This window comes from Saccharothrix coeruleofusca (assembly GCF_017876325.1).
GTDB classification, from domain to species: Bacteria; Actinomycetota; Actinomycetes; order Mycobacteriales; family Pseudonocardiaceae; genus Actinosynnema; species Actinosynnema coeruleofuscum.
This window is the reverse complement of the sequence record NZ_JAGINV010000001.1, coordinates 1464500-1489014: the sequence shown is the minus strand read 5'-3', so window position 1 is coordinate 1489014 and position 24515 is coordinate 1464500. Positions and strand designations below refer to the sequence as shown.

Sequence of the window (24515 nt, the reverse complement as noted above, 5' to 3'; positions counted from 1 at the left end):
ATGACGCCTGCAAGTACTACCCGCCGCACTCATGAGGGCCGGTAACTACTACCCGGAAGCTCGGTTCGGGCACCGAGAACGCTCGGTTCGCGGTGCCCGAACACGCGACTCGCGGGATCAGCCGCCTTCCCGCCGCACGGCCAGGTCGGCGAGCCTGCGCAGCGCCTCCTTGTTGCGCGGGGCCAGGAACAGCGCCTGCACGGGCTCCGGCAGCACCGACAGCGGTCCCTTGATGACCTCTTCCACCATCCGCACCGTGGTCCCCGTCCCGCCGGGGTCCTCGGTCAGCTCCAGCCGCACCACGGCCGCCCCCAGCGGCCACATGCCCGCCTCCAGCTCCAGCAGCCGCTCGGGCTCCACCGCGCGCACCGTCGAGACGTCCTCCACCTGCACCGGCCACGCCCCGATGCTGTGGTGGATGCGCGCCCCCACCGCGGGCCACGTCGAGTCCACCTGGCGGATGTGCGACGCGCCGACCACCCACCCTGCGTAGGACCACCCGTCGGCCAGAACGGCGAAGACCTGGTCGGCTGGCGCGGGCACGTGCAGGCTGACGTCGCTCATGGTCAGCGGGTTTCCCCACGTCACCAGCCCGAAAACTACCGGGCGGGACTACCGGGCGCGGGTGCCCTTGAGCGGCACCAGCTCGGACTCGAACAGCTCCGCCACCACCTCCAGCCCGCCGGGCACGTCGCGGGAGGGCCTGGCCACGTAGGACTGCGTGCTGGAGGGCCTGCCCGCCAGTGAGAAGCGCAGCGGACCGGTCAACCCGCCGGTGTCGACCGACGCGGTGTCCTGGAAGGCGCGCAGCACCCCGTCGCGGGTCAGGTCACCGGCCTGGCAAGCCTTCTCCAGCACGGTCGCGAACGCCGTGGCGGTGGCGTAGCCGTGGTCCACGAACGCGCTGGGCACCAGGTCCGGGTGGGCCTTGCCGAACGCCTCGGCGACCGCGCGCGGGCCGGGCTGGTCGGTGGCGAACGGCGCGATCGGCGAGACGACCAGCACCTGCTTGAGCACCGCAGGCGCGGCGGGCGTGTCGAGCATCTGCGGGTCGTAGCCCACCGCGTTGACCATGAACGGCACCTGCCAGCCCAGTTGCGCGGCGACGCCGACGGCGACCGCGGTCTGCGTCGGCGCGGTGCTGAGCAGGACCGCCTTCGCGCCTGCGGCCCTGAGCTGGGCGACCTCCTCGGCCAGGTCGGTGTCGGTCTCGGCGACCGACTTGGTCACCAGCCGCATCCCCCACTGCTGCGCGGCGAACTGGCTGCCCTCCAGCCCGTTGTCGCCGTAGTCGCTGTCGACGTGGATGTGCCCGATGGTGTCGCCGTCGCGGATGACGCCGTTGGCGCGCAGGTGGTCCATGCCGTTGATGACGTCGAGGTCGTAGGTGGTGCCGACGACCATCATGTGCGGGTTGCCCAGCAGGCTGGCCGACCACGACGCGGGCGCGGCCAACACGCGGGTCTGCAGGATCTCCGGTTCCAGCGCCTCGGTCATCGGCGCGCCGGTGATGTCGATGAACCCGAGCACCTCGGGTTCGAGGCGGAAGAAGCCCTCCAGCGCCCGGTTCACGTCGTAGCCGTGGTCGGCGGTGCGCAGTTCGACCTCGCGTCCGCACACGCCGCCGCGAGCGTTCAACTGCTCCAGGAACAGCTCGTAGGCGGTGATCCGGAGCTTCGCCGAGGTGGAGAACGGGCCGGTCATGTCCGTGAGCACGCCGAGGGCGATGCTGTCCTGGCCGACGCCCGGCCCGGCCTCGACCCGCGCATCGTCGCCTGCCGGGGAGGAGCACCCGCTCGCGAGCACCGCGGCGGCGGTCAGGACTAGGGCGAAAGCACGCACCGAATACTCCTACCGTCGTAGCCACTGGCCGGTAGGAGTATTCGGCGCGCCCCTCGGAAAACCTAATCCTGTGAGCGGCGGCACACCGCCGCGCTAGAGGTACGAGCGCTGCCCCCAGGGCATCGCCGCGGCCAGCTGCGCGCGGCGGCCGATGTCGAGCTTGCGGTAGATCCTGGTGATGTGCAGCTCGATCGCGCGGGTGGAGACCGAGAAGTGCTCGGCGATCTGGCGGTTGGTCATGCCCTCCAGCATCATCAGCGCGATCCGGTGCTCGTGCGGGGTCAGCGCCTCGCGCGGCCGCGACTCCGCGCCCCGCCCGTCGCGGGGCCGCACCAGGGACGGCACCCGCTCGTGGTCGGGCAGCCCGAGCAGCACGTGCCACTGCCGGATGCGCACCTCGGCTACCGACTGCGAGCGCACGTACGGGTCGCCGCGCACCAGGTCGCGTGCCGCCGCCTCGTCCGGCACCTGGCACACCAGCAGCACTCCGGACCCGTCGGCCCACGGCCCGGTGCCCACGAGCACTCCCTGCTCGGCCAGCGGCCGCCAGTATTCACGGTGCGCCAGGTGAATCGATCTGCGCACTTGGCGCGCATCGCGAAATGTCAACTCAACAGCGAAAGCCACTGGACTGATCCCCATTTCATATCCGCGGCCCGACTTTTCGTCATTACTCAACTGGGACACCCGAAACCTGTCAAGTGAGACAGATCACAGCTGATATACTGAACCCTAATGGACCCTATAGCCGCTTTTCGAACCAGTGCTCGGCGTAGCGGGCGTCGTTGAAGGCGGGCACCTCGCGGTAGCCCTGCCGGGCGTACAGGGCGCGGGCCTCCACCAGGTCGTGCCGGGTGTCCAGGCGCACCGCCGTCGCGCCCAGCGCCGCGGCGGCCCGCTCCACCTCCGCCAGCAGCACCGCCCCGCCGCCCCGACCGCGCACCGCCGGGTCGACGAACAGCCGCTTCAACTCGACCACTCCCGGACGCGCCAGGCGGAACCCCGCGCACCCGCGAGGCGTCCCGCCCCAACTGGCGACGAAGAAGCCCACCAGGTCGTCGGTGGGGTCCTCGGCGATGGCCAGGTCCACTTCCGCCTCGGTGGCCGGGCGGCCGTAGTAGCGGCCGATGATGTCGGTCAGGTAGCGCCGCACCAGCGCGGTGGCGATCGCGCCGTCGTGCGGCACTCGTTGAACGGTCCACGTGGTCATCGGCGGATCATCGACAGCGGCGGGCCGTTCGGTCACCCGGTTTTCACCGCCGCGGGCGCGTGTAAAGTCCCCGCCCGTGGTTGACCAACTGGTCCGCGTGGAGCGGGACGCCGCCGGCCTGGCCGTGCTCACCGTCGACGCGCCCCCGCTCAACCTCTACACCGCCGAGTTGCAGGACCTGCTCGGCGCGGCGGTCGACGACCTGGCCGAGCGGCCCGCGCGGGCCCTGCTGGTGCGGGCCGAGGGCCGGGTGGTCAGCGGCGGCGTGGACGTCAACCTGTTCGCCGCGCAGCGCGACGCCGACGAGGCCAAGGCGCTGTTCGACGACATGCTCGACCTGCCGGAGCGGATCGCCGAACTGCCCTTCCCCACCGTCTTCGCCGCCCACGGCCTGTGCCTGACCTGGGCCTTCGAGGTGGCGCTGGCGTGCGACGTGCTGCTGGCCTCGGAACGGGCCTCCTTCGGGCTGGTGGAGCGGGTCATCGGGCTGACCCCGACCATGGGCGGCACGCAGCGGCTGGCGGCGCGGGCGGGCGTTGGCCGCGCCAAGGAGCTGGTGATGACCGGCGAGCGCTACGGCGCGGCGGAGTTGGAACGCTGGAACGTGGTCAACCGGGTGCTGCCGCACGAGGGCTTCGACGACGCGGCGCTGCGCTTCACCCAGGACCTGGCGGCGGGCCCGACCAGGGCGCACGCGGCGACCAAGCGCGTGCTGGCGCACTTCGAGAGCGGCGGGGTGGCCGAGGCGACCGCGCACGTCACCGGGATCGCCGCGGAGCTGTTCGACACCGAGGACCTGCGCGGCGGGGTGCGCTCGTTCCTGACCGACGGGCCGGGCAAGGCGCTGTTCAGCGGTCGCTGACCCCGCGCGAGTCGCGCGTTCGGAACGCCGGGTGGTGGTCAGCGGCCCGCACGGGCACCTCGGGTGGTACTTGCCCGCGCACCGGTGGGAGGGTCAGCGCGGGTCGTAGACTGCGGAGCCGTACCAGGCCAGCGCCGACCGCAGCTCGACCACGTCCCGCTCACGCCGCTTGCGGTAGCGCTCGTGCGAGATCGGGTAGACCCGCAACCCGCCCTTGTGGGGCTGGAAGCTGCCGCGTCCCAGCGTCTCGGGCTTCTCGGCCGCGCCGACCAGCCACACCTTCAGCCACGGCCTGCCGCGGTGCGATTCCACGCGCACCCGCTCGATGGCGTACCAGGGCAGCCTGCGCGTCCGCTCGCCGTTGGACAGCACGATCCCGTCCGGCCCGACCTCCAGCGACAGCGGCGTGCTCAGCACCCCCACCGCCAGCCGCAGCGTCATCGCGGCGAAGACCAGGAACGCCAGGAACGCCAGCAGGCGCAGCGGCGCCCCGACCCCGGAGGAGTCGTGGGCGATCGCCGCGGACAGCAGCGCCGCGAACCCGTTGACCAGCGTCCAGCTCAGCCCGACCACGCGGGAGGTCTTGAAGCGCACCCCGGCGGGCCGGACGACATCCTCCCGCCCCGGCACCCGCGTCACCGGCACCTGCTTCACCGGCACCTGCTTCACCGGTGCGCTCGCCACCGGCTTGGCCACCGGCGCGACGGGCGGCACGAACGCGGCCGTGGGCGGGCGGTCCCGCACCATCACCCGCGTCGGCGGCTTGGCGGGCAGCTCCCGCAGCTCGGTGTGCCGCTGCTCGACCAGCGTCCGGATGCGCGCGGGCAGCCACGCGCCGTCCGACTGCGGCGGGCCCACCAGCTCCAGCAGCCGGGCGGGGGTGGGTCGGTGGGACGGCTCGCGCACCAGGCAGGGGACGATCAGCGGCACCAGGCCCGGCGGCACGCGGGACAGGTCCGGCTCCTGGTGCACCACCCGGTAGACCAGCGCGGACGTGGCGCCCTCGCCGAACGGGCCGGTCCCGGTGGCGGCGTAGACCAGCACCGAGCCCAGCGCGAAGACGTCGCTCTGCGGTCCGACCTCGGCCCCGACGACCTGCTCGGGCGAGAGGTAGCCCGGCGTGCCGAACACGGTCCCGGCCTCGGTCAGCGCGGAGTGCTCCAGCGCGCGGGCGATGCCGAAGTCGATCACCCTCGGCCCGTCGTCGGCCAGCAGCACGTTCGACGGCTTGAGGTCGCGGTGCACCAGCCCGGCGCCGTGGATGGCGACCAGCGCTTCGGCCAGCCCGCCCGCGAGCCGCCGCACGGCCCGCTCCGGCAGCGGCCCGAACTGCTCGACGGCCTGCTGGAGGGTGGGGCCCGCCACGTACTCGGTGGCCATCCACGGCCGCTCGGCGTCCGGGTCGGCGTCGACCACGGTGGCCGTCCAGAAGCCGCCCACCAGCCGGGCCATCTCCACCTCGCGGCGGAAGCGCTCGCGGAACTGGGGGCTGTCGGCCAGCTCGGGCTTGGCGACCTTCACCGCGATGGGACGGCCGCCTCGGGAGCGGGCCAGGTAGACCGACCCCATCGCGCCGCGGCCCAGCGCGGCGAGCAGCGCGTAGTCACCTACCCGCTGCGGGGCGTTGGGAGGCAGTGGCTGCACGGCATCCACACTAGATGTGTTCGGGAGCGGTTCGCCGCAAGACGACGAGTTCCACGTCTTCGGCGGGGAGTAAGACTACTCACCCCCGGCGCGGGCGAGCAGGATCTCGGCCACCTCGCGGGCGCGGCGGGCGGCCCCGAAGTCGCCGCGGACCGCCGCGGAGGTGATGGCGCCCTCGACCAGGAGCAGCAGCTGTTCGCCCAGCTCCTCGGGGTCTGCGGCGAACCCGCGCACCAGGTCGACGAGGTAGTGCCGGAGGGCGTCCTTGTGCTCCTTGGCGGTCCGCGCCACGGCGTCGGAGGTGGCACCCAGCTCGCCGAAGGAGTTGACGAAGGCGCACCCCCGGAAGCCCGGCTCCCGGAACCAGTTCTCCAGCCAGTCGAACACCGCGGGCACGCGGTCGTCGCGCCGGGCGACCGACTCGGCCAGCGAGGCGCGCCACCGCTGGTCACGACGCCGCAGGTAGGCGACGACGAGCTCCTCCTTGGAGGGGAAGCACTGGTAGAGGCGCTTGAGCGGGACGCCCGAGGCGGCGCGGACCTCGTCCACCCCCACAGCCCGCACACCGCGTTCGTAGAACAGCCGCTCGGCGGCGTCGAGCAGCCGGGTCCGGTGATCCATGGCCACTCCCCTGGTGTCGAGAACGCGCGTTCTCTACAGTAGCAGTCCGGAGAACGCACGTTCTCCAGTGAGGAGGCGCCCGGTGGCGCGACCGCCCTTCCCCCCGTTCACCGAGGAAACCGCCGCGCAGAAGGTGCAGGCTGCCGAGGACGCGTGGAACACGCGCGACCCGGAGCGGGTGGCGCTGGCCTACACCGAGGACTCGGTGTGGCGCAACCGCGACCAGTTCATCACCGGCCGCGCCGAGATCGTGGAGTTCCTGCGCCGCAAGTGGGAGCGCGAACTGGACTACGCGCTGCGCAAGGAGCTGTGGTCGTTCAGCGGCGACCGGATCGCCGTGCGCTTCCAGTACGAGTGCCGCGACGCGAGCGGCCAGTGGTGGCGCAGCTACGGCAACGAGCTGTGGGAGTTCACCGCCGACGGGCTGATGCGCCGCCGCGAGGCCAGCATCAACGACTTCCCGATCACCGAAGCCGACCGGCGTATCTTCGGCCCCCGAGCGGCCGACGAGCGCGGCGGGCTGATCCCGGTCCGATGACGCAGGTCTTCATCCAGCCCTCCTACGGCACCCGCGAGACGCGCAGGCACTGGGCGGACACCCTTGACGCGGAGGCGCGGTTCCGGGACCACGCCGATCTGCTCGACCCCGCGGACCTGGCCCGGCTCGACGAGCTGCACCCCGGCGGGCGGGCGCGGTTCTGGGGCGCGACGGCCAAGCACGACAAGCGGATGGACACCGTGACCACGGGTGACGTCGTGCTGATGACCGGGCAGAAGCACGTGTTGGCGATCGGCGAGGTCGGCCACTCCTTCCGCAACCCGGCGTTCGCGCAGCGCCTGTGGAACCCGGCCCCCGGCACGTGCCTGTGGAGCAACGCCTACTCCCTGCTGCGGTACTGGCCGGTCCGGATGCCCTACGAGGAGATCTGGGCGCTGCCGGGGTTCAACGCGGGCGACAACTTCATGGGCCTGCGCTTCCTCGACGCCGCGAAGGCCGCCGTGGTCCTGGCCCACACCGCCCCGGAGCGGCGGACGACGGGGTAGCCACCCGGCCGTGAGCACGAGGTGAGGACGCGGACGCGACGGCGGGCACGAGCCGCGCGACCGTCGAGGGACCGCTCCCCGCCGGAAGCGGAACGCTGAGCGCACAACCGAACCGGTGCGGCGTCCACAAGCGCCATTCCGCGCTGATCAGCAGCGAGTGGGCGAGCAGCCGCCGTCACCGGCAGACAGGTGCGGAATGCGTTCACGTTCCCTGACGGAAAGGTCGGTCGCTCATGAGTTCCCAAGTCACGTCCTCGTCCCGGAAGAGGGTGCTGGTGAAGGTCGGAAGCGCGCTGTCCGGCGCGGTCATCGCGCTGGGGGTGCTGACCGCTCCGGCGAACGCCGAGGCCACGTGGGACAGGTGTCCGCACGGCAGCTACTGCCTGTTCGAGCACCGCGACGGCGGCGGAGCGCTCTACCGGGTGTCCAACCCGAACGGGAACACGCGCGTCAACCTCCCCGGCTGGTTCAACGACAAGGCATCGGCCGTGTGGAACCGGAGCGGTCAGCTCATGGGGCTGTACAAAGACGCCAACTGCAAGGCCCCACTGGTCAAGGCGGGCCCGTACGGCAACCCCGAGAAATTGGGCGCGCACACGCAGGACCGCGCGAGTTCGATCTGCGGCCTGGCCTGAACCCCGCGCCGCCCCAGCGGCCCGGAAGGGATTTCACCTCGCCCGCCCGTGGTCGCGCATCGCGCCTGCGCACACCACGACCCGTCCATTATGGACCTGACAGGACGGTGGGATGCGCATCGACCCACGGCAGGCAAGCGGCGCTGTCAGAGGTATCCCACGCGGCGAAAATCCGGACTCCACAGGGTTTCCCGCCGCGTCAGAGGACTACCGGTCCGCATTCACGCGGACAGCAACCGGGATACCTCACCGGTGTTGGTCGCCGCGACTGCCGTGGGTCGTCCCGCCGCTGATGCGCTCGGTCCCCACCGTGGTGATGCCGATCAACCCGCCGCACGGGCACCGCCCGACAGCCCGCCCGACGGTCAACGCCCGCCGGCGGCGGAGACCACCCTGGCCTTCTCCCCGCTCACGGCCACCACGTCGCCGTGGTGCAGCTGCGCCCCGCGGCGGTTCTCCACGCGCCCGTTGACGGTCACCTCGCCCGCCTCCACCAGTTCCCTGGCGTGCACCCCGTGCTCGGCCAGACCGGCCAGCTTGAGGAACTGGCCCAACCTGATCATGTCGTCGGCGATCTCCACCTCGCGGATGCGCATCGCACCATCATCGCCCGACCCGGTTCCGGCCGCGCGACCGAGTCCGGTAACAGGGAATGCACGAGGTTGAAACGCAACTGACACGAAACATCCGTGGGGCCGGTTACCTTCTCAGGGCGTGGGCACAGCCAGTTCGGACTCCCAGCCGACCGGCGGGCGCAAGCGCCGCCGATCCTCGCGGGGCGAGGTGGGTGCCACCGGTGCCCGGTTCGGCTCCCCCGCCCTGCGTCGCAGCCTGGACCAGGAACCTCCGCAGGAGGAACCACCGCCCAAGCCCGCCAAACCGCGGCGCTCGTTACGCGGCGAGGTCGGCGCCACCGGCGCCCGGTTCGGCTCGGCGGCGCTGCGGCGCAGCCTGGAGTCGGAGGAGCGGGTGGAGCCGGTGGGGCAGGCGGAGCAGACCGCCCCCTTCACCGACCCGTTCGCCGACGACCCCCTCGACGTGATGCCCCCCGTCGAACTGGACCCCAAACCCGAACCGGAACCCGAGCCGGAGCCGGAGCCGCCCCACTCGCTGGTGCGCCCGTACGCCCGGACCGGTGGCCGCACCACGACCCGCTACGACCTGCGGCTGGAGACGCTGGTGTCGCTGGAGGCCAACGGCATCACCACCGCCATGCGCGACACCAGCGCGGAGCAGCGTTCCATCGTGGAGGTGTGCGCGTCGGCGCCCCGCTCGGTGGCCGAGGTGTCCGCGCTGTTATCCATGCCGCTGGGCGTGACCAAAGTCCTGCTGGGCGACCTCATCGCGATGGGCGTGATGGCCGTGCACGACAACGCCGCCGCGCCCGGCGGCCCCGACCTCCCCCTGCTCGAACGAGTCCTCGCGGGTCTCCGCCGCCTCTGACCCGCGTCGGCAAGTACTACCCGTCCCACCACCGCCCACCGCCAACTACTACCCGACGAGTGCGGTCAGCCTGCGTCCTCCGCCGCCATGCCTGCCAGGATCGCGTCGACTTCCGGCTCGAACGGCAACGACTCCCGGCGAGAGCGGCCCCACCCCGGATGTGGTTCGTCGTCGGTGAAGGCGCCTTGACAAGACCTGTCGGCGGCTACGACGTCCTGCGCGGCCAGCTCGCACACTTGTCCGACGCCACCGAGCAGTGGCCGCACATCACGGTTCAGGTGGTGCGGAACTCGCCCCCCTGACCCCCTGCTCGGTGGCGCCCTCACCCCGTCTGCCTGGCTCTCGAGTAGCGCGGTGCTGTCGAGCGGCGCCGGGCCGGGTAGTGGTCAGCTGCCCTCCGGCGGGGTGCGGGTGGTACTTGCAGGCGCGACCTCGGCGCGCAGGGCGGCGAAGACCTCGGCCAGGTCCCGCAACGAGTAGTGGGCGTTGAGGCCGCTGGGGTTGGGCAGCACCCACAGCCGCGACTCGGCGATCCGCTCGGCCTGCGGCCCCACCTTGGCGTCCTTGCGCCCGAACGCCGTCCGGTAGGCGGTGATGCCGACGACGGCCACCACCGACGGCCGCTGCGCGCGGGCCAGTTCGGTCAGCACCGCGCCGCCCTCGCGCAGCTCCTCGGCGGTCAGCTCGTCGGCCTTGGCGGTCGGGCGGGCGACCAGGTTGGTGATGCCGAGTCCGTAGTCGAGCAGCTCCTCCTGCTCGGACGGCTTGAGCAGGCGCGGCGTGAACCCGGACAGGTGCAGCGCGGGCCAGAACCGGTTGCCCGGCCGCGCGAAGTGCTGCCCCTTGGCCTCGGACATCAAGCCGGGGTTGATGCCGCAGAACAGCACGGCCAACCCCGGCTTGACGATGTCGGGGATGCTCACCCGAAGACCACCGGCTGCCCGTCCGCCACCAGCCGCCAGTCGGTGGAGGCGAACGCGGCCGGGTCGATTTCGCCCCGCGCCCGGACCCACTCGATGAGCAGCTGCCGGATCTCCAACTGCTGGTTGTGCAGCACCGGCGCGCCCGCGATGTGCGGGAAGTTCCCGCCGCCGGACTGGCGGTAGTTGTTCACCGCCACCGCGAACGCCTGGTCGGCCGCGACCGGCGCGCCGCCGTAGGCCAGGTTCGCGATCCGGCTGCCCACCGGTCGGGCGATGTCGATGTCGTAGGTCAGCGGCGCGTCCAGGCCCGCCAGCACGTCGTAGAGGTAGTCCGGCGTGCCGTTGGCGTTGGTCAGCGCGTCGGGCGCGTGCGGACCGGGGCCGGTGACCTGCTGGAAGTAGCTCGCCGAGCGCTCCAGGTAGTCCTTGATCTGCGCGCCGGTCAGCCGCACCCCGTACAGGGTGTTGTCGAAGGTGTAGAGACCGGCCACGTCGCGCACGGACACGTCCCCGGCCGGGATCGCCGCGGCCCGGTTGAACGGGGAGGCCAGCGACAGCACCGGCAACCCCTCCCCCAGCGACTCCTTGAGCTTGGCGGCCTGCACGTGGTTGATGAAGTCCAGCGCGGCGGTGTCCTCGTACCGGGCGTTGGCCCCGGACATGGTCGCCTTGCAGGTGCCGACCTTGGAGTTGACGTAGGCGACGACCTTGTCGTGGTCGCCGCGCAGCAGCCGCACCACCCGCGGGTCCTCGGGCACGGTGTTGCTGTTGAGCACCTGCGACCGGGACGCCCGCAGCCGCCACCCGCCGCGCGGGGCCCACTCCAGGTCGAACTCCACCAGGCTCAGCCGCTTGCCCCAGAACAGCGGCTCGGTCAGCAGCACCTGCCTGCCGGTGGCCTTGTTGGTGACGAACCGCTGCGCGATCTCCTGGTGGGCGTGGCCGACCAGGATCGCGTCGATGCCGGGCACCTCCTCGGCCACCAGCGCGGCGCAGTTCTCCGGGAACGGCAGCTGATCGCCCAGCGAGGACGACAGGTCCGCGCCGGAGTGCGCGGCCACCACGACCAGGTCGGCACCCGCCCGGCGCACCGCGGGCACCCACTCGCGGGCCTGCTCCAGCAGGCCGGGGAAGGTCATCCGCCCCTCGACGTTGGCCTTGTCCCAGACGGCGATGCCGGGGTTGGTCAGGCCCAGCACGCCCACCCGCAGCGGAGGTCCCCCGGTGCGCCACACGGTCTTGATCACGTACGGCCGGAACGCGGGCCTGCCGGTGGCCGCGTCCAGCGCGTTCGCCGCCAGCAGCGGGAAGTCCAGCTGCTTCTCGAACTGGCGCAGCAGGGGGATGCCGTAGTTGAACTCGTGGTTGCCCAGCGCCGCGGCGTCGTAGCCGATGGCGTTCATGGCCGCGGCCATCGGGTGCACGCGACGCCCGCCGATCGGCTCGACCTTGGCGTAGTAGTAGGCCAGCGGGGTGCCCTGGATGGTGTCACCGGCGTCCAGCAGCAGCACGCGGTGCGCGCCGCGCTCCTCCCGCACCGCCTGGACCAGGGTGGAGATCTTGGCCAGGCCCACGTCGTTGCGCCCGGAGTCGTCGAACTCCCGGTCGGCGTAGTAGTCCCAGTTGAAGACGTTGCCGTGCAGGTCGGTGGTGCCCAGGACGGTCAGGGTGAACGTCCGCCGCGACTCGGTCGCGGGGGCGGCGGAGGCCGTCGCCGGGCGGAATCCGGCGGCGGCGAGCACACCGGCCGCGCCGCCCGCGAGCAGGGCACGACGGTGCAGAGGGGTTCCGGTCATGCCCGGCACGGTAGTCATTGACCGTTGACGACCGGGCTATTCGGCCGACCCGGTGTCCCCCTGAGGTCGGTCCTCGCGCTTGCGCCGGACCAGCGCCACCACGACCGCCGCCGCCACGAGCGCCCCCAGCCCGACCAGGGTCCACAGCAGCACCGACGAGCCGCCCTCGTCGTCGACGGTCGACGTGGGAACGCTGCTGGTGATCGCGCCGGTGGCGCTGCTGGTCGTGGTGGTCGCGCTGTCGCCGGAGGCCGTCGTGGCACCGGTGGTCTCCGTCGGAACGGCGGCACCGGTCGTGCCGGCGGGAGGCGGCGTCGGGGTGGTGATGCCGGGTTGGGCGGCGGGCGCGTCCAGCGTGAAGCCGATGGCGCCGCTGACGAAGTCGCCGTCCAGCGACTCCACCCGCCAGCTCACCCGGTGCTGGCCCGCGGCGGCGGGACCGGGGTCGACCGACACGACCAGCGCCGTCCCCCGCGCCACCACCTCCGTGGTGCCCCACGCCCGGTTGTCCGGGCCGGTGACCTGGACCTGGGCGCTCTCGGCGGGCACCGGCTCGCTGAAGGTCAGCGTCAGCTGCCGGGGCACCTGCGCGGCCCGCGACCCGTCGGCCGGGTCGCTGGAGACGAGCCGGGTGTGCGCGAACGCGGGGGTCGCCACGCCCAGCGCGGCGAGGCAGGCCAGCAGTGCCGAGAGCGCCAGTCGGGTCATGCGCCAGTTCTACCGCGTCGGCGGCGCCTGCTGCCCGTTCCACGGCCCGCCACGCCGCTGGTGCCCCGAGGCGTCCCGCTCGGTGATCGCTTCGGCGGTGCTCTTGCCGCTGTCGTCGGTGGAGGCGACGACGGTGACGGTGTCGCCCTTGGCGATGTCGCTGATGTCCCGGTCGCGCATCGGCTCCCCGCCCATCGCCCCGATGAGGGTCTCCGAGTCGACGGTGTAGGTCTTGGTGTAGCCGTCGGCGCTGCGCACCGAGATGGACGAGTCGCTGACCTCGGTGACCTCGCCGACCTGGAACTCCCCGTGCTGGGTGTCCCCGAACAGGGGCCCCATCTGGCGCAGCCCCGGACCGCCGATCATGCCGTAACCGCGCGGACCGCCCATCTGGGCGTCGGTCCCACCCGCGGCCCAGATCACCCCGCCACCCGCCGCGGCGATGCCCACGGCGACCGCGACCGCCGCCAGCGTCTTGCGGCCGGACCAGCCGTTGCCCTCGGGCGCCGGGGACTGACGCGGGGCGGGTTCCTCGCCCCAGGTCGGGTTCTCGGTGTTGTCAGTCATGGGCACAGCGTGGCCGGGGAAGCTGTGCGTGGGCTGTGGGAGCTTTGGGCGTCACCTGTGCGTCGGGCGATTCCGGTTCACAGGTGTTACACAGGATCGCCACAGGGTCCGCTCATCGGTCCGCGTGACGATTCGGAGGTGCGCCCAGTGACCACCGCGGGGAACTCCCCCGAACTGCGCCGCCCGGACGGCAGCCCGGTGCGGGTCCTCGTCGTCGACGACGAGCCCACCCTGGCCGAGCTGATGTCCATGGCCCTGCGGATGGAGCGGTGGGACGTGCGCACCGCGCCGGACGGGGCGAGCGCCGTGCGCGCCGCCCGCGAGTTCCGCCCGGACGCGGTCGTGCTGGACATCATGCTGCCCGACTTCGACGGCCTGGAGGTGCTGCGCCGGATGCGGGCGGACGCGCCGGGCCTGCCGGTGCTGTTCCTGACCGCGAAGGACGCCGTCGAGGACCGCATCGCCGGGCTGACCGCGGGCGGCGACGACTACGTGACCAAGCCGTTCAGCCTGGAGGAGGTGGTGCTGCGGTTGCGCGGCCTGCTGCGCCGCACCGGCGTGACCGAGTCAGGCGCGGGCACCGAGCTGGTGGTCGGCGATCTGGTGCTGGACGAGGAGACCAGGGAGGTGCGCCGGGGCGGGGACGCCGTCGAGCTGACCGCCACCGAGTTCGAGCTGCTGCGCTTCCTCATGCGCAACCCCAAGCGCGTGCTGAGCAAGGCGCAGATCCTGGACCGGGTGTGGAGCTACGACTTCGGCGGCCAGGCCAACATCGTCGAGCTCTACATCTCATACCTGCGCAAGAAGATCGACGCGGGCCGCGCACCGATGATCCACACGATGCGGGGTGCCGGGTATGTCCTCAAGCCCGCGCCGTGACCGCTGGTCGCCCAGCCGCTGGCCGCTGCGCACGAGGCTGGTCGTGGAGCAGGTGGTGCTGCTGTCGCTGGTGTCGGTGATCATCGGCGTGGTCACCGGTTTCGCGCTGCGCGACTTCCTGGTCCACCAGCTGGACGAGCAGCTGGTCAACACGGCGGGGCGGGTCGAGCGGGCGCCGATGCCGGAGCTGCCCGGCAGTGCCCGGCCGCTGGACCGGCCCGGCTTCGGACCGGGCACGCTGCTGGTGGTGGCGCGCGGCGGCGTGGTCGACGCGGGCAGGCTCACCCCCGTGGCGGGCGAGCGCGAGCCGCTGACCGCGCGGCAGCGGGCGCAGGTGATGGCGATCCCGGTGGACGGCGAGCCGCACACCCTGACGCTGGACGGCCTGGGCGGCTACCGGCTGGTGGCCACCACCAACCCGCGCGGCGAGGTGCTGGTCACCGGTCTGCCGCTGGACGAGGTGGACGCCACCGTGGTGCGCATGGGGCTCATCCTGGGCGGGGTGGCGCTGGCCGGGCTGATCGCGGTGAGCCTCGCGGGCGCGCTGATCACCCGGCGCACCCTGGAACCGCTGGAGCGGGTCGCCGCCACGGCCACCAGGGTGGCCGAGCTGCCGCTGGACCGCGGCGAGGTCGCGCTGGCCGAGCGCGTGCCCGAGCAGGACACCGACCCGCGCACCGAGGTGGGGCAGGTCGGCTCGGCGCTGAACCGGATGCTCGGGCACATCGGCAACGCGCTGGCGGCGCGGCACGCCAGCGAGACCCGCGTGCGGCAGTTCGTCGCCGACGCCAGCCACGAGCTGCGCACCCCGCTGGCCGCGATCCGCGGCTACGCGGAGCTGACCCGGCGCGGCCGGGACGAGGTGCCGCCGGAGGTCGCGCACGCCATGCGGCGGGTGGAGTCCGAGGCGGTGCGGATGACATCCCTGGTGGAGGACCTGCTGCTGCTGGCCAGGCTGGACGCCGGTCGGCCGCTGGACCGGGCCGGGGTGGACCTGTCGCGACTGGTCGTGGACACCGTCAGCGACGCGCGGATCGCGGGCCCCGACCACGACTGGCGGCTGGAGCTGCCGCCGGAGGCGGTGTCGGTGCGCGGGGACGCCGACCGGCTGCACCAGGTGCTGCTGAACCTGTTGACCAACGCGCGGGTGCACACCCCACCCGGCACGACCGTGACGACCTGCCTGGCACCGCCGCGCGGCGGTGCCGTGGTGCTGACCGTGACCGACGACGGCCCCGGCATCCCGGCTGGGCTGCGGCCGGAGATCTTCGAGCGGTTCGCCCGCGGCGACTCCTCGCGGTCCCGTGCGGCGGGCGGCACCGGCCTTGGCCTGTCCATCGTGGCCGCCGTGGTCGCCGCGCACGACGGCACCGTCGAGGTCGACAGCCGTCCCGGCGCCACCACCTTCACCGTCCGCCTGCCCGCCCTGGACGTGCAGCGGTGAAAGCAGGCGCGCGTGGGATACCGGGCACCGGAGCACTGGAAGCCGGACAAGGGGCGATGGCTGTGACCACAGCACGGCGTCTGGATGGCTACACGCTGGACGATTGGGAGAGCCTTGAGCCCGTCGAAGGCCACCGGGTGGAACTCGTCGACGGGCGTTTCGTCGTGAACGCCGCCCCCTCGGCCAAGCACCAGCGGGTGGCCGACCGGCTGTGCCGACTGCTCGACGACGCGGTTGCCCCCGAGGGCATGGAAGCACTTACCGCCACCGGCGTCCGCGTCCGCGTCCGCGAAGGGCTGGCCTATATCTCCGACGTGGTGGTTTCCACCGAACGGGTGGAGACCACCACGGTGGGCGTCGACACCGTGGCCCTGGTTGCCGAGGTGGTCAGCCCGTCAACCAAGAAGACCGACCGGTTGGAGAAACCCGCCGCTTTCGCCTCGGCGGGGGTGCCCGCCTACTGGCGCGTAGAGCTGGACGAAGCGGACGGCCCGACGGTCTACTGCTACCAGTTGCACGACGGCGTTTACTCCGAAGTCGCCGTACTGAACCCCGGCGAGGCAGGCCAAGTCGCCGTGACCGGGGCCGTGTCGGTCACCTTCGACCCGAAGGACCTGCACCAGCGCCGCAAGTGAGCCGCGCAGCCGCGCTCACCGAAGTTCACGGTTCGCCCGCCAGTCCCGCGGGCACGCCCAGCGGCACTCCGATCCAGGCACAGGTGGCTCACAGGCAAGGCACAAGGGGCGCCAAGGTGGGCTCGGCACCGTGGTCGCCATGCGAGCGCGACTACCCCTGCTGCTGTTGCTCACCGGCACCGCCGTCCTCTACCTGTGGCGCCTCGGCGATTCCGGCTGGGCCAACGCCTACTACTCCGCCGCGGCGCAGGCGGGCGCGCAGAGCTGGAAGGCGTGGTTCTTCGGCTCCACCGACGCCGCGAGCTCGATCACGGTCGACAAGACTCCCGCCGCGGTGTGGGTCATGGGCCTGTCCGCGCGCCTGTTCGGGGTGAACGCGTGGAGCATCCTCGTCCCCCAAGCCCTCATGGGGGTGGCCGGCGTGGGCCTGCTGCACGCGGCGGTGAAGCGCACCAGCGGTGAGGCCGCGGGCTTGATCGCGGGGACGGTGCTGGCGCTCACGCCCGCCGCCGCGCTGATGTTCCGCTTCAACAACCCCGACGCGCTGCTGGTGCTGCTGCTCATCACCGCCGCCTACTGCGCGGTCCGGGCGACCGCGGCGGGCAGTGGCGGGTGGTTGGCGCTTGCCGGGGTGGCGGTGGGTTTCGGCTTCCTGGCCAAGATGATGCAGGCGTTCCTGGTGCTGCCCGCGCTCGTCCTGGTCTACCTGGTCGCCGCGCCCACGACCACCCGCAGGAAGGTCCTGCACCTGTCCGGCGCGCTCGGCGCGGTGGTGGTGGCCGGGGGCTGGTGGGTGCTGGCCGTCGAGCTGGTCCCAGCGGACCAGCGGCCCCACATCGGCGGTTCGCAGACCAACAGCGTGCTGGAACTCGCCCTCGGATACAACGGCCTGGGCCGCCTCACCGGCGAGGAGGTGGGCAGCGTCGGCGGTGGCGGCGGCTGGGGCTCAACGGGGTGGGACAGGCTCCTCGGTCCCGAGATGGGCGGTCAGATCGCCTGGCTGTTGCCGACCGCCGTGGTGCTGCTGGTGGCGGGCTGGTGGGCGGGCCGCGAGCGGGACCGCGCGGGATTGCTCCTGTGGGGCGGCTGGCTGCTGGTCACCGCCGTGGTGTTCAGCTTCATGAACGGCATCATCCACGCCTACTACACCGTCGCGCTGGCCCCGGCGATCGGCGCGATCACCGGCACCGGGGCGGTGGCGCTGTGGCGGCGCAGGCGGGAACCCGTTGCGGCGGCTGCGCTTTCCGGTGCGCTCGCGGTGGCGGCGTTGCAGTGCTACCTGCTGCTGCTCGACTGGTCCACCGAGCTCGCGGTCACCGTGCTGGTGCTCGGCCTGCTCGCCGCCGTGGGGCTGTTCCTGTCCACTGTGGCCCCGGCCGTGGTCGTGGTGCCGGTCGCGCTGGTCGCGGCGCTGCTCGGTCCCGGCGCGTACTCGGTGGCCACCGCCGCCACACCGCACTCCGGCGCGATCCCGTCCGCGGGTCCTGTGCGGGCGGGTCGGGATGGCGGTGGCACCCGCATGCTCCCCGCCGGCCTCAACGGGGCCGGCGGCGTCGGCGGCGCTCCGGCCATGCGCATGGGCACCCTGCTCAACGCGCCCACGCCCGGCGAGGAGCTGGTGTCCCTCCTGCGAGCAGACAGCGGTGCCCACACCTGGGCGGCCGCGGCGGTCGGGTCCAACAACGCAGCGGGCTACCAGCTCGCCAGCGGGGTGCCGGTGATGGCGGTGGGCGGCTTCAACGGCACCGACCCCGCCCCCACGTTGGAGCGGTTCCAGCGGTACGTCCAAGAAGGACGCATCCACTACTTCCTGGGCGGCATGGGCATGTCCGGCGACAGCGGCAGTGACGCCGCCGAGCGCATCGTCGCCTGGGTCGAGGAGAACTTCACCGCCACCACTGTCGACGGCCTGGCCGTCTACGACCTCACAGCGCGGGCACAGGCATGACGCACCGAGCACCCGACTCCCGCCCCCGTGATCGGGGACACCGGCTGGTGCCTGCGCAGCGGTCCGGCGGGCGACGGGCGGCCCAGCCGACCACCGCCGTCACGGCCGACCTGCTCGCCACCGTCGTGCGGTCCCCGTTGCCGCGCAACCGGCTCTTCCGCACCCGTCCCTCCCAGGAGACCACCTCATGACCACCCTGACCGCCGACGGGTCCGCCACCGACATCCCGCCCGCCGAGGGCGGCGCGCACCGGCGGCGCGACCCGCAGTGGTGGACCACTCCCGCCCTGTTCGCCCTGCTGGTCGGCACGGCCGCCCTCTACCTGTGGAACCTCACCGACTCCACGTGGGGCAACGAGTACTACGCCGCGGCCACCCAGGCGGGCGCGCAGAGCTGGACGGCGTGGCTGTTCGGCGGGCTGGACGCGGGCGGTGTGATCACCGTGGACAAGCCGCCGGTCTTCCTGTGGGTCAGCGGCCTGTTCGCCAGGGTCTTCGGGTTCTCCAGCTGGACGGTGCTGGCGCCGCAGGCCGTCGAGGGGGTGCTGGCGGTGTGGCTGCTGCACGCCACGGTCAAGCGCACCTCCGGCGCGGTCGCGGGCCTGATGGCGGGCGCGGCGCTGGCGCTCACGCCGGTCGCGGTGCTGATGTTCCGGTTCAACCTGCCCGACGCGCTGCTGGTGCTGCTGCTCGTGGCCGCCGCCTACTGCGCGGTCCGCGCGCTGGAGCACGCGCGGGTGCGCTGGCTGGTGCTGGCGGGCGTGGCGATCGGGTTCGCGTTCCTGACCAAGATGGGGCAGGCGTTGCTGGTGCTGCCCGCGCTGGCCGGGGTGTACCTGCTGGCCGCGCCGACCACGCTGGTCAAGCGCTGCCTGCACGTGCTCGCGGCGGGGGCGGCGGTGGTGGTGTCGGCGGGCTGGTTCCTGGTGCTGGTGGAGCTGTGGCCCGCCCAGTCCCGCCCCTACATCGGCGGTTCGGCCGACGACTCGCTGTGGGAGCTGGCCGTCGGCTACAACGGCCTCGGCCGCATCTTCGGCGGCCAGGGCAACGCGGGCGGCGGCATGGGCGGCAACATCGGCTTCGGCGGCAGCACCGGACTGGGCAGGCTCTTCGGCGCGAGCATGGGCGCGGAGATCTCCTGGCTGCTGCCCGCGGCGCTGATCGGTCTGGGTGCGGGGCTGTGGTTCACCCGCAACGCGCCGCGCACCGACCGCACGCGGGCCGCGTTGCTGCTGTGGGGCGGCTGGCTGCTGGTCTCCGGTGTGGTGTTCAGCTTCATGAACGGCACCGCCCACCCCTACTACACCGTCGCGCTCGCCCCGGCGATCGCCGCGCTGGTGGCCATCGCGGGCCGCGAGCTGTGGCGGGGCCGCGCGCACCCGCCCGCCCGGATCGCGCTGGCGCTGATGGTCGCCGCGACCGGGTTCTGGGGCTTCGCGCTGCTCGACCGGGTGGCCGACTGGCTGCCCGCGCTGCGCTGGTCGCTGCTGGTGCCGACGGTCCTGGTCAGCACCGCCATCGTGGTGGGCGCGCGCCGCGTCGCGGCGCTGGCGCTGGTCACCGCCGCGCTCGGCACGGGTGCCTACGGCGTGGCCACCGCGGCGACCCCGCACGCGGGCTCGATCCCGATGTCGGGTCCGGGGGATCACGCCATCTCGGGCACGGCAGGCGCGGGCGGCGGGTTCGGCGCTGGGTTCGGCGCTGGGTCCGGCGCCGCGGGCTCGACGTCGGCGGCGCTGGTCAGCGCCCTGCGCGAGACCACCGGCACCTGGGCGGCGGCCACCACCAGCGCGCAGGGCGCCGCGAGCCTGGCGCTGAGCAGTGGCAAGGCGGTCATCGGCATCGGCGGCTGGAGCGGCGGCGACCCGGCGCCCACGCTGGAGGAGTTCCAGCGGTACGTGGCCGAAGGGCGCGTCGGCTACTTCGTCCAGGGTGACGGCATGGGCGGCGGGCGCGGGAGCGGGGGCGAGATCGCGACCTGGGTCGCGGAGAACTTCGAAGCAACCTCCATAGGGGGCCGAAGCGTCTACAAGTTGAGCTGAGCTTTCTCGAAGAGGCGGTGGTCGCTGCACAGCCCGCGCGGCCGCCGCCTCGCACGTCCGCGCGCCATCGTCCGGACACCACCGGCCGGGCGCTACCGGCCGGGCGCTACCGGAAGGCCGGGTACAGCGGCAGCTCGGCCGCCTGCTCGCCGAACCGCGCCACCAGCGCGATCAGCACCTCTTCGGCGTGCGCGGCGACCTGCTTGGCCCCCAGCGCCAGCGCCTCGGATCGCATCCGCGCCCACCGCGAGGTCAGCACCGTGCTGCGCGGCGGCGAGTCCAGCGGGCGGTGGCCGCTGGTCTGCCGCGCCGACGAGCTCAGGTTCGGCAGGCCGCGCCAGGTGCTCAACCACAGCCACAGCAGCTGCGCCTCCAGCAGCCGGGGCAGGAACACCGCGTCGTCGTCCAGGTCCGGCCACACCGAGCTGACCTCGGCCCGCCACGCCGCGACCATCGCCTCCGACATCCCCGGCGGCAATCCGTAGGCGCACCAGCAGGACGGGAACGGCACGCGCAGGCAGGCCGCGTCGAACACGATGTCGCGCACGCAGCCGCCCTCGAAGTCCAGGAACCGCACGCCCCGACTGGTCACCAGGTGGTTGTCCGGGCAGGAGGTGGACGGGCTGAACGCGCGCCGCCGCGAGGTGACGAACCCGCGCACCGCCTGGTCGGCGAACTCGCGCACGGCGGGCGGGGTCTCCACCCCGAGCACCTCTTCCAGCAGGCCGGGCAGTCCCGCCAGCGCCACGTGCACGTCCACCGCCACCGGGTCGGCGCAGCACTGGCTGCCCTGGCGGCGCATCAGCGCGTCGAAGTCGGCGTCGCGGCCCGCCGTGGTGGCGTGCAGCCTGCCCATGGCGTGCGCCCAGGACAGCAGCCCGCGCTCGGCCGCCCGCGCGTCCGAGCCGAGCAGCTTCTCCGCCAGCCGGGGCGCCTTGCCCAGGTCCTCCAGCACCACCAGCCGCTTGCGGTTGTCCTGCGCCACCAGCTCCGGGGTCAGCCGCTCCTCCGAGGGCAGCGCGGTCAGCAGCTTGTGGCTGACCGCCTCGTGGGCGAACGGGTCGCGGTCGGCGATCGGCGAGGGGTAGCGCTTGACCACCAGCGTGCGGGGCAGCGAGAACGGCGTGGCCGCGACCCGCACGCGCACCACCACCGACCGGCCCGCGCCCCCGAGGTCCTCGGGGTCGGCCAGCCGCACCGGCGCGCCGAACCGGCCGCTGAGCACGGCTTCGGCGGCGAGCACCGCGTCCCGCAGGTCGGAGGGGGCGTCGTCGTCCATGTCCGAGAGGCCGGCGGTGCTCTGCAAGCTCATCCCCTCCGACCCTACTCCCGGTGGCCACCGGCCAGTGCGAGCTGACAGAACCCGTCCGGGCACCGTGACGGTAATCGGCGGACGTCGCCGGAACCACCACTCGTTGATAACGGAATCACCCCGTCCGGGGCTACCCGTCGGACAGGGGTCTACCCGTGTCCCGGACGGGGGCGCGGCGGTTGCGCAGCGCGAGCACCAGTGCCGCCGCGGTCACGACGCCCACCAGGTTCACCGCCAGCTGGGCCGCGGACCTGGCGCAGATGCCCCACTCCCCCAGGACCGCGCCGATGGCGGCGTACCCGGCGGCGGGCACCGTGGTGACCGAGATGAACACGCCCACCAGCGCCGCGGACTTGGCCGAGGTCATCGACAGCATCCCGGCCGCGCCCGCCAGCAAAGCCACGATCAGCGAGAACGGCCCCACCTGGAACACGAAGTCCAGCTCGTCCCCGGCCAGCACCTCGTCGCGCCGGAACAGGCCGGTCGCCGCGCCCAGCAGCGCGCCGCCCGCGGTGACCAGCATGGCCGCCGGGAAGCCGACGGCCAGCGCCACCGCCGCCCGCCGCACCAGGTCCCGGCGGCGCAGCACCAGGCCCACCGCGAGCGCGGCCAGCGGCCCGAACTCCGGGCCCACCACCATCGCGCCGACCAGGGTGATCGTCGAGTCGGTCACCACGGCGACCCCGGCGAGCAGGCAGGCGATGGACAGGAACGCCAGGAACGTGGCGTTGAGCCGGGACTCCTCGCCGGTGCGGGCGACCAGCTCCTCCCACACCACCGCGTCGGCCGCCTCACCGGGCGCGGCCTCCTCGGCCCGGTCGGCGGCGTCGGAGACCGAGGTGTCGACCTGCTCCAGCGCCACGCCACCGACGCGGTCCACGCCCAGCGCGCACAGGGAGGCCACCACTCCGTCGGCGGCCTCCCTGGCCACGTCCGCCTGGAGCACGTCACCGGCCGGGTCGATCCCGGCGCCGCGCAGCAGCACCACGTGCGTGACGCCGGGGTCGGCCCTGAGCGCGGCCAGCACCTGGTCGGTGGACCCGACCGGGCTGATCACGCGCAGGTGCAGCACGCCGGGCTACTGGGCCTGCTTCTGGGCGGGCTTGGCGTCCACGCCCGCCTCCTTGCGCTGCTGCGCGGTGATCGGCGCGGGCGCGGCGGTCAGCGGGTCGTAGCCGCCGCCGCTCTTGGGGAAGGCGATGACCTCGCGGATCGAGTCCGCGCCCGCCAGCAGCATGGTGATCCGGTCCCAGCCGAACGCGATGCCGCCGTGCGGCGGGGCCCCGTACTTGAAGGCGTCGAGCAGGAAGCCGAACTTCTCCTGCGCCTCCTCCGGCGTGATGCCCATGACCTGGAACGCCCGCTGCTGCACGTCGGCGCGGTGGATACGGATCGAGCCGCCGCCGATCTCGTTGCCGTTGCAGACGATGTCGTAGGCGTAGGCCAGCGCGTTGCCGGGGTCGGTCTCGAAGCGGTCGACCCACTCCGGGGTGGGCGAGGTGAAGGCGTGGTGCAGCGCGGTCCACTTGCCGCTGCCCACAGCCACGTCGTCGCCGATCTTGTCGACCGCCTCGAACATGGGGAAGTCCACGACCCACACGAACGACCAGGCGTCCTCGTCGATCAGACCGACGCGCTGGGCGATCTCGTTGCGGGCCGCGCCCAGCAGCGCGCGGGCGTCGTCGGGCTCGCCCGCGCCGAAGAAGACGCAGTCGCCGGGGTTGGCGCCGACGGCCTTGGCCAGGCCCTCCCGCTCGGCTTCGGAGATGTTCTTGGCGACCGGGCCGGTGAGCGTGCCGTCCTCACCGATCAGCACGTAGGCCAGGCCCTTGGCGCCGCGCTGCTTGGCCCACTCCTGCCAGGCGTCGAGCGTGCGGCGGGGCTGGGAGGCGCCGCCGGGCATGACCACCGCGCCCACGTACGGGGCCTGGAACACCCGGAAGGGGGTGTCGGAGAAGTACTCGGTCAGCTCGGTCAGCTCCAGGCCGAAGCGCAGGTCCGGCTTGTCGGTACCGTACTTGGCCATCGCCTCGGCGTAGGAGATGCGCCGGAAGGGCCGGGGGATGTCGTGGCCCGCCAGGTCGCGCCACAGCGCGGTGATGATCTTCTCGCCCAGCGCGATCACGTCGTCCTGCTCGACGAAGCTCATCTCGATGTCGAGCTGGGTGAACTCCGGCTGCCGGTCGGCGCGGAAGTCCTCGTCGCGGTAGCAGCGGGCGATCTGGTAGTACCGCTCCAGGCCGCCGACCATCAGCAGCTGCTTGAACAGCTGGGGCGACTGGGGCAGCGCGTACCAGGAGCCGGGCCGCAGCCGGGCGGGCACCAGGAAGTCGCGCGCGCCCTCGGGCGTGGAGCGGGTCAGGGTCGGGGTCTCGACCTCGACGAACTTCTCCGCGTGCAGCACCTCGCGGGCGATCCGGTTGGCCTCGCTGCGCAGCCGCATCGCCTTGGCCGGGCCGGAGCGGCGCAGGTCGAGGTAGCGGTGCTTGAGCCGGGCCTCCTCGCCGACCTCCAGGTGCTCGTCGAGCTGGAAGGGCAGCGGGGCGGCCTCGTTGAGGACCTCCAGCTCGGTGGCGTAGACCTCGATCTCGCCGGTGGGCAGGTCGGGGTTCTCGCTGCCCTCCGGACGGCGGGTCACGTCACCGACGACCTTGACGACGAACTCGGCGCGCAGCCGGTGGGCGCGCTCGGCCATCTCGCCCTCGCGGAAGACCACCTGGGCCACACCCGAGGCGTCGCGGAAGTCGATGAAGATGACGCCACCGTGATCGCGCCTGCGGGCCACCCACCCGGTCAGGGTGACGGACTGCCCGGCGTGCTCGGCGCGGAGCGTCCCGGCCTCGTGCGTGCGCATCACGGGTACTGCTCTCCTCGTGGTAGCTCAACTGGCGATTAGTCGTCAAGGCTAGCCAACGACCCGGTAGCCGACGCCACCAGGTTTCCCGTGCGACGCCGCTGCCC

Annotated in this window: 26 protein-coding genes; 12 read left to right on the top strand and 14 right to left on the bottom strand. The window is 72.9% G+C overall.

Annotated features, from left to right (window positions below; genetic code table 11):
• Nucleotides 1-117: 117 nt before the first annotated feature.
• The 4 genes from JOF41_RS07060 to JOF41_RS07045 form a co-directional block, all read right to left on the bottom strand.
• The gene (locus JOF41_RS07060; protein WP_189225850.1) at nucleotides 118-564 is read right to left on the bottom strand and encodes an SRPBCC family protein; all 447 of its coding nucleotides are present in this window, start codon (nucleotides 562-564) and stop codon (nucleotides 118-120) included.
• Between the two features lie 48 nt (nucleotides 565-612).
• Nucleotides 613-1842, bottom strand: a complete 1230-nt coding sequence (locus JOF41_RS07055; protein ID WP_189225849.1) for an ABC transporter substrate-binding protein — start codon at nucleotides 1840-1842, stop codon at nucleotides 613-615.
• Between the two features lie 93 nt (nucleotides 1843-1935).
• Nucleotides 1936-2427: a LuxR C-terminal-related transcriptional regulator gene (locus tag JOF41_RS07050; RefSeq protein ID WP_229796074.1), complete on the bottom strand. Its 492-nt coding sequence runs from the start codon at nucleotides 2425-2427 to the stop codon at nucleotides 1936-1938.
• 157 nt (nucleotides 2428-2584) lie between these two features.
• The gene (locus JOF41_RS07045; RefSeq protein ID WP_209617223.1) at nucleotides 2585-3052 is read right to left on the bottom strand and encodes a GNAT family N-acetyltransferase; all 468 of its coding nucleotides are present in this window, start codon (nucleotides 3050-3052) and stop codon (nucleotides 2585-2587) included.
• Between the two features lie 76 nt (nucleotides 3053-3128).
• Here JOF41_RS07045 and JOF41_RS07040 point away from each other — a divergent pair, with 76 nt between their 5' ends.
• Nucleotides 3129-3914: an enoyl-CoA hydratase/isomerase family protein gene (locus JOF41_RS07040; RefSeq protein ID WP_189225846.1), complete on the top strand. Its 786-nt coding sequence runs from the start codon at nucleotides 3129-3131 to the stop codon at nucleotides 3912-3914.
• Nucleotides 3915-4007: 93 nt separating this feature from the next.
• Here the strand turns inward: JOF41_RS07040 and JOF41_RS37655 are convergent, their stop codons facing one another.
• Both JOF41_RS37655 and JOF41_RS07030 read right to left on the bottom strand, forming a co-directional pair.
• The gene (locus tag JOF41_RS37655; protein ID WP_189225845.1) at nucleotides 4008-5558 is read right to left on the bottom strand and encodes a serine/threonine-protein kinase; all 1551 of its coding nucleotides are present in this window, start codon (nucleotides 5556-5558) and stop codon (nucleotides 4008-4010) included.
• Between the two features lie 75 nt (nucleotides 5559-5633).
• Nucleotides 5634-6179 carry a TetR/AcrR family transcriptional regulator gene (locus JOF41_RS07030; protein WP_209617219.1) on the bottom strand — a complete coding sequence of 182 codons (546 nt, stop codon included), beginning with the start codon at nucleotides 6177-6179 and terminating at the stop codon, nucleotides 5634-5636.
• A gap of 82 nt (nucleotides 6180-6261) precedes the next feature.
• On the opposite strand from JOF41_RS07030, the gene JOF41_RS07025 reads away from it, so the two are divergent.
• The 3 genes from JOF41_RS07025 to JOF41_RS07015 all read left to right on the top strand — a co-directional run bounded on the left by JOF41_RS07025 (nucleotide 6262) and on the right by JOF41_RS07015 (nucleotide 7858).
• Nucleotides 6262-6717, top strand: coding sequence for a nuclear transport factor 2 family protein (locus JOF41_RS07025; protein WP_307867283.1), 456 nt, complete (start codon nucleotides 6262-6264; stop codon nucleotides 6715-6717).
• Nucleotides 6714-7223: a hypothetical protein gene (locus JOF41_RS07020; RefSeq protein WP_189225842.1), complete on the top strand. Its 510-nt coding sequence runs from the start codon at nucleotides 6714-6716 to the stop codon at nucleotides 7221-7223. The genes JOF41_RS07025 and JOF41_RS07020 overlap by 4 nt, the downstream gene beginning before the upstream one ends.
• Nucleotides 7224-7498: 275 nt before the next feature.
• Nucleotides 7499-7858: a peptidase inhibitor family I36 protein gene (locus JOF41_RS07015; RefSeq protein ID WP_209617213.1), complete on the top strand. Its 360-nt coding sequence runs from the start codon at nucleotides 7499-7501 to the stop codon at nucleotides 7856-7858.
• Between the two features lie 365 nt (nucleotides 7859-8223).
• On the opposite strand, the gene JOF41_RS07010 is transcribed toward JOF41_RS07015, so the two are convergent.
• The gene (locus JOF41_RS07010; protein ID WP_189225840.1) at nucleotides 8224-8454 is read right to left on the bottom strand and encodes an RNA-binding S4 domain-containing protein; all 231 of its coding nucleotides are present in this window, start codon (nucleotides 8452-8454) and stop codon (nucleotides 8224-8226) included.
• Nucleotides 8455-8572: 118 nt separating this feature from the next.
• Between JOF41_RS07010 and JOF41_RS38160 the strand changes: the two genes are divergently transcribed.
• Both JOF41_RS38160 and JOF41_RS36745 read left to right on the top strand, forming a co-directional pair.
• Nucleotides 8573-9301: a DUF742 domain-containing protein gene (locus JOF41_RS38160; RefSeq protein ID WP_209617210.1), complete on the top strand. Its 729-nt coding sequence runs from the start codon at nucleotides 8573-8575 to the stop codon at nucleotides 9299-9301.
• A gap of 59 nt (nucleotides 9302-9360) precedes the next feature.
• The gene (locus tag JOF41_RS36745; protein ID WP_307867282.1) at nucleotides 9361-9603 is read left to right on the top strand and encodes a Scr1 family TA system antitoxin-like transcriptional regulator; all 243 of its coding nucleotides are present in this window, start codon (nucleotides 9361-9363) and stop codon (nucleotides 9601-9603) included.
• An 84-nt stretch (nucleotides 9604-9687) separates the two neighbouring features.
• On the opposite strand, the gene mug is transcribed toward JOF41_RS36745, so the two are convergent.
• Genes mug through JOF41_RS06985 form a run of 4 tightly spaced genes read right to left on the bottom strand, consistent with a single transcriptional unit; the run spans nucleotide 9688 to nucleotide 13295 of the window.
• Nucleotides 9688-10224, bottom strand: a complete 537-nt coding sequence (gene mug, locus JOF41_RS07000; RefSeq protein ID WP_307867280.1) for a G/U mismatch-specific DNA glycosylase — start codon at nucleotides 10222-10224, stop codon at nucleotides 9688-9690.
• Nucleotides 10221-12020 carry a bifunctional metallophosphatase/5'-nucleotidase gene (locus tag JOF41_RS06995; RefSeq protein ID WP_209617208.1) on the bottom strand — a complete coding sequence of 600 codons (1800 nt, stop codon included), beginning with the start codon at nucleotides 12018-12020 and terminating at the stop codon, nucleotides 10221-10223. Before JOF41_RS06995 ends, mug begins: the two co-directional genes overlap by 4 nt.
• Before the next feature lie 36 nt (nucleotides 12021-12056).
• Nucleotides 12057-12728 (bottom strand): copper resistance CopC family protein, encoded by a 672-nt coding sequence (locus tag JOF41_RS06990; RefSeq protein WP_209617205.1) that lies wholly within the window; start codon nucleotides 12726-12728, stop codon nucleotides 12057-12059.
• A 9-nt stretch (nucleotides 12729-12737) separates the two neighbouring features.
• The gene (locus JOF41_RS06985) at nucleotides 12738-13295 is read right to left on the bottom strand and encodes a hypothetical protein (protein ID WP_209617202.1); all 558 of its coding nucleotides are present in this window, start codon (nucleotides 13293-13295) and stop codon (nucleotides 12738-12740) included.
• A gap of 147 nt (nucleotides 13296-13442) precedes the next feature.
• Here JOF41_RS06985 and JOF41_RS06980 point away from each other — a divergent pair, with 147 nt between their 5' ends.
• The 6 genes from JOF41_RS06980 to JOF41_RS06955 all read left to right on the top strand — a co-directional run bounded on the left by JOF41_RS06980 (nucleotide 13443) and on the right by JOF41_RS06955 (nucleotide 20242).
• On the top strand, nucleotides 13443-14174 hold the full coding sequence (locus JOF41_RS06980) for a response regulator transcription factor (RefSeq protein WP_307867279.1): 732 nt from the start codon (nucleotides 13443-13445) through the stop codon (nucleotides 14172-14174).
• Nucleotides 14152-15618, top strand: a complete 1467-nt coding sequence (locus JOF41_RS06975) for a sensor histidine kinase (protein ID WP_189225835.1) — start codon at nucleotides 14152-14154, stop codon at nucleotides 15616-15618. The genes JOF41_RS06980 and JOF41_RS06975 overlap by 23 nt, the downstream gene beginning before the upstream one ends.
• 62 nt (nucleotides 15619-15680) lie before the next feature.
• Nucleotides 15681-16253 carry a Uma2 family endonuclease gene (locus tag JOF41_RS06970; protein WP_209617199.1) on the top strand — a complete coding sequence of 191 codons (573 nt, stop codon included), beginning with the start codon at nucleotides 15681-15683 and terminating at the stop codon, nucleotides 16251-16253.
• A 139-nt stretch (nucleotides 16254-16392) separates the two neighbouring features.
• On the top strand, nucleotides 16393-18201 hold the full coding sequence (locus JOF41_RS06965) for a glycosyltransferase family 39 protein (protein WP_209617196.1): 1809 nt from the start codon (nucleotides 16393-16395) through the stop codon (nucleotides 18199-18201).
• A gap of 47 nt (nucleotides 18202-18248) precedes the next feature.
• The gene (locus tag JOF41_RS06960; protein ID WP_209617194.1) at nucleotides 18249-18392 is read left to right on the top strand and encodes a hypothetical protein; all 144 of its coding nucleotides are present in this window, start codon (nucleotides 18249-18251) and stop codon (nucleotides 18390-18392) included.
• The gene (locus JOF41_RS06955; protein WP_209617191.1) at nucleotides 18389-20242 is read left to right on the top strand and encodes a glycosyltransferase family 39 protein; all 1854 of its coding nucleotides are present in this window, start codon (nucleotides 18389-18391) and stop codon (nucleotides 20240-20242) included. The genes JOF41_RS06960 and JOF41_RS06955 overlap by 4 nt, the downstream gene beginning before the upstream one ends.
• Before the next feature lie 106 nt (nucleotides 20243-20348).
• Here the strand turns inward: JOF41_RS06955 and JOF41_RS06950 are convergent, their stop codons facing one another.
• From JOF41_RS06950 to aspS, 3 genes are all read right to left on the bottom strand, one after another.
• Nucleotides 20349-21554 carry a hypothetical protein gene (locus tag JOF41_RS06950; protein ID WP_189225831.1) on the bottom strand — a complete coding sequence of 402 codons (1206 nt, stop codon included), beginning with the start codon at nucleotides 21552-21554 and terminating at the stop codon, nucleotides 20349-20351.
• A 130-nt stretch (nucleotides 21555-21684) separates the two neighbouring features.
• Entirely contained in the window at nucleotides 21685-22626 is a 942-nt protein-coding gene (locus JOF41_RS06945; protein WP_189225830.1) for a DUF389 domain-containing protein, read from the bottom strand.
• A 6-nt stretch (nucleotides 22627-22632) separates the two neighbouring features.
• The gene (gene aspS / locus JOF41_RS06940) at nucleotides 22633-24411 is read right to left on the bottom strand and encodes an aspartate--tRNA ligase (RefSeq protein ID WP_189225829.1); all 1779 of its coding nucleotides are present in this window, start codon (nucleotides 24409-24411) and stop codon (nucleotides 22633-22635) included.
• Between the last annotated feature and the right edge of the window lie 104 nt (nucleotides 24412-24515).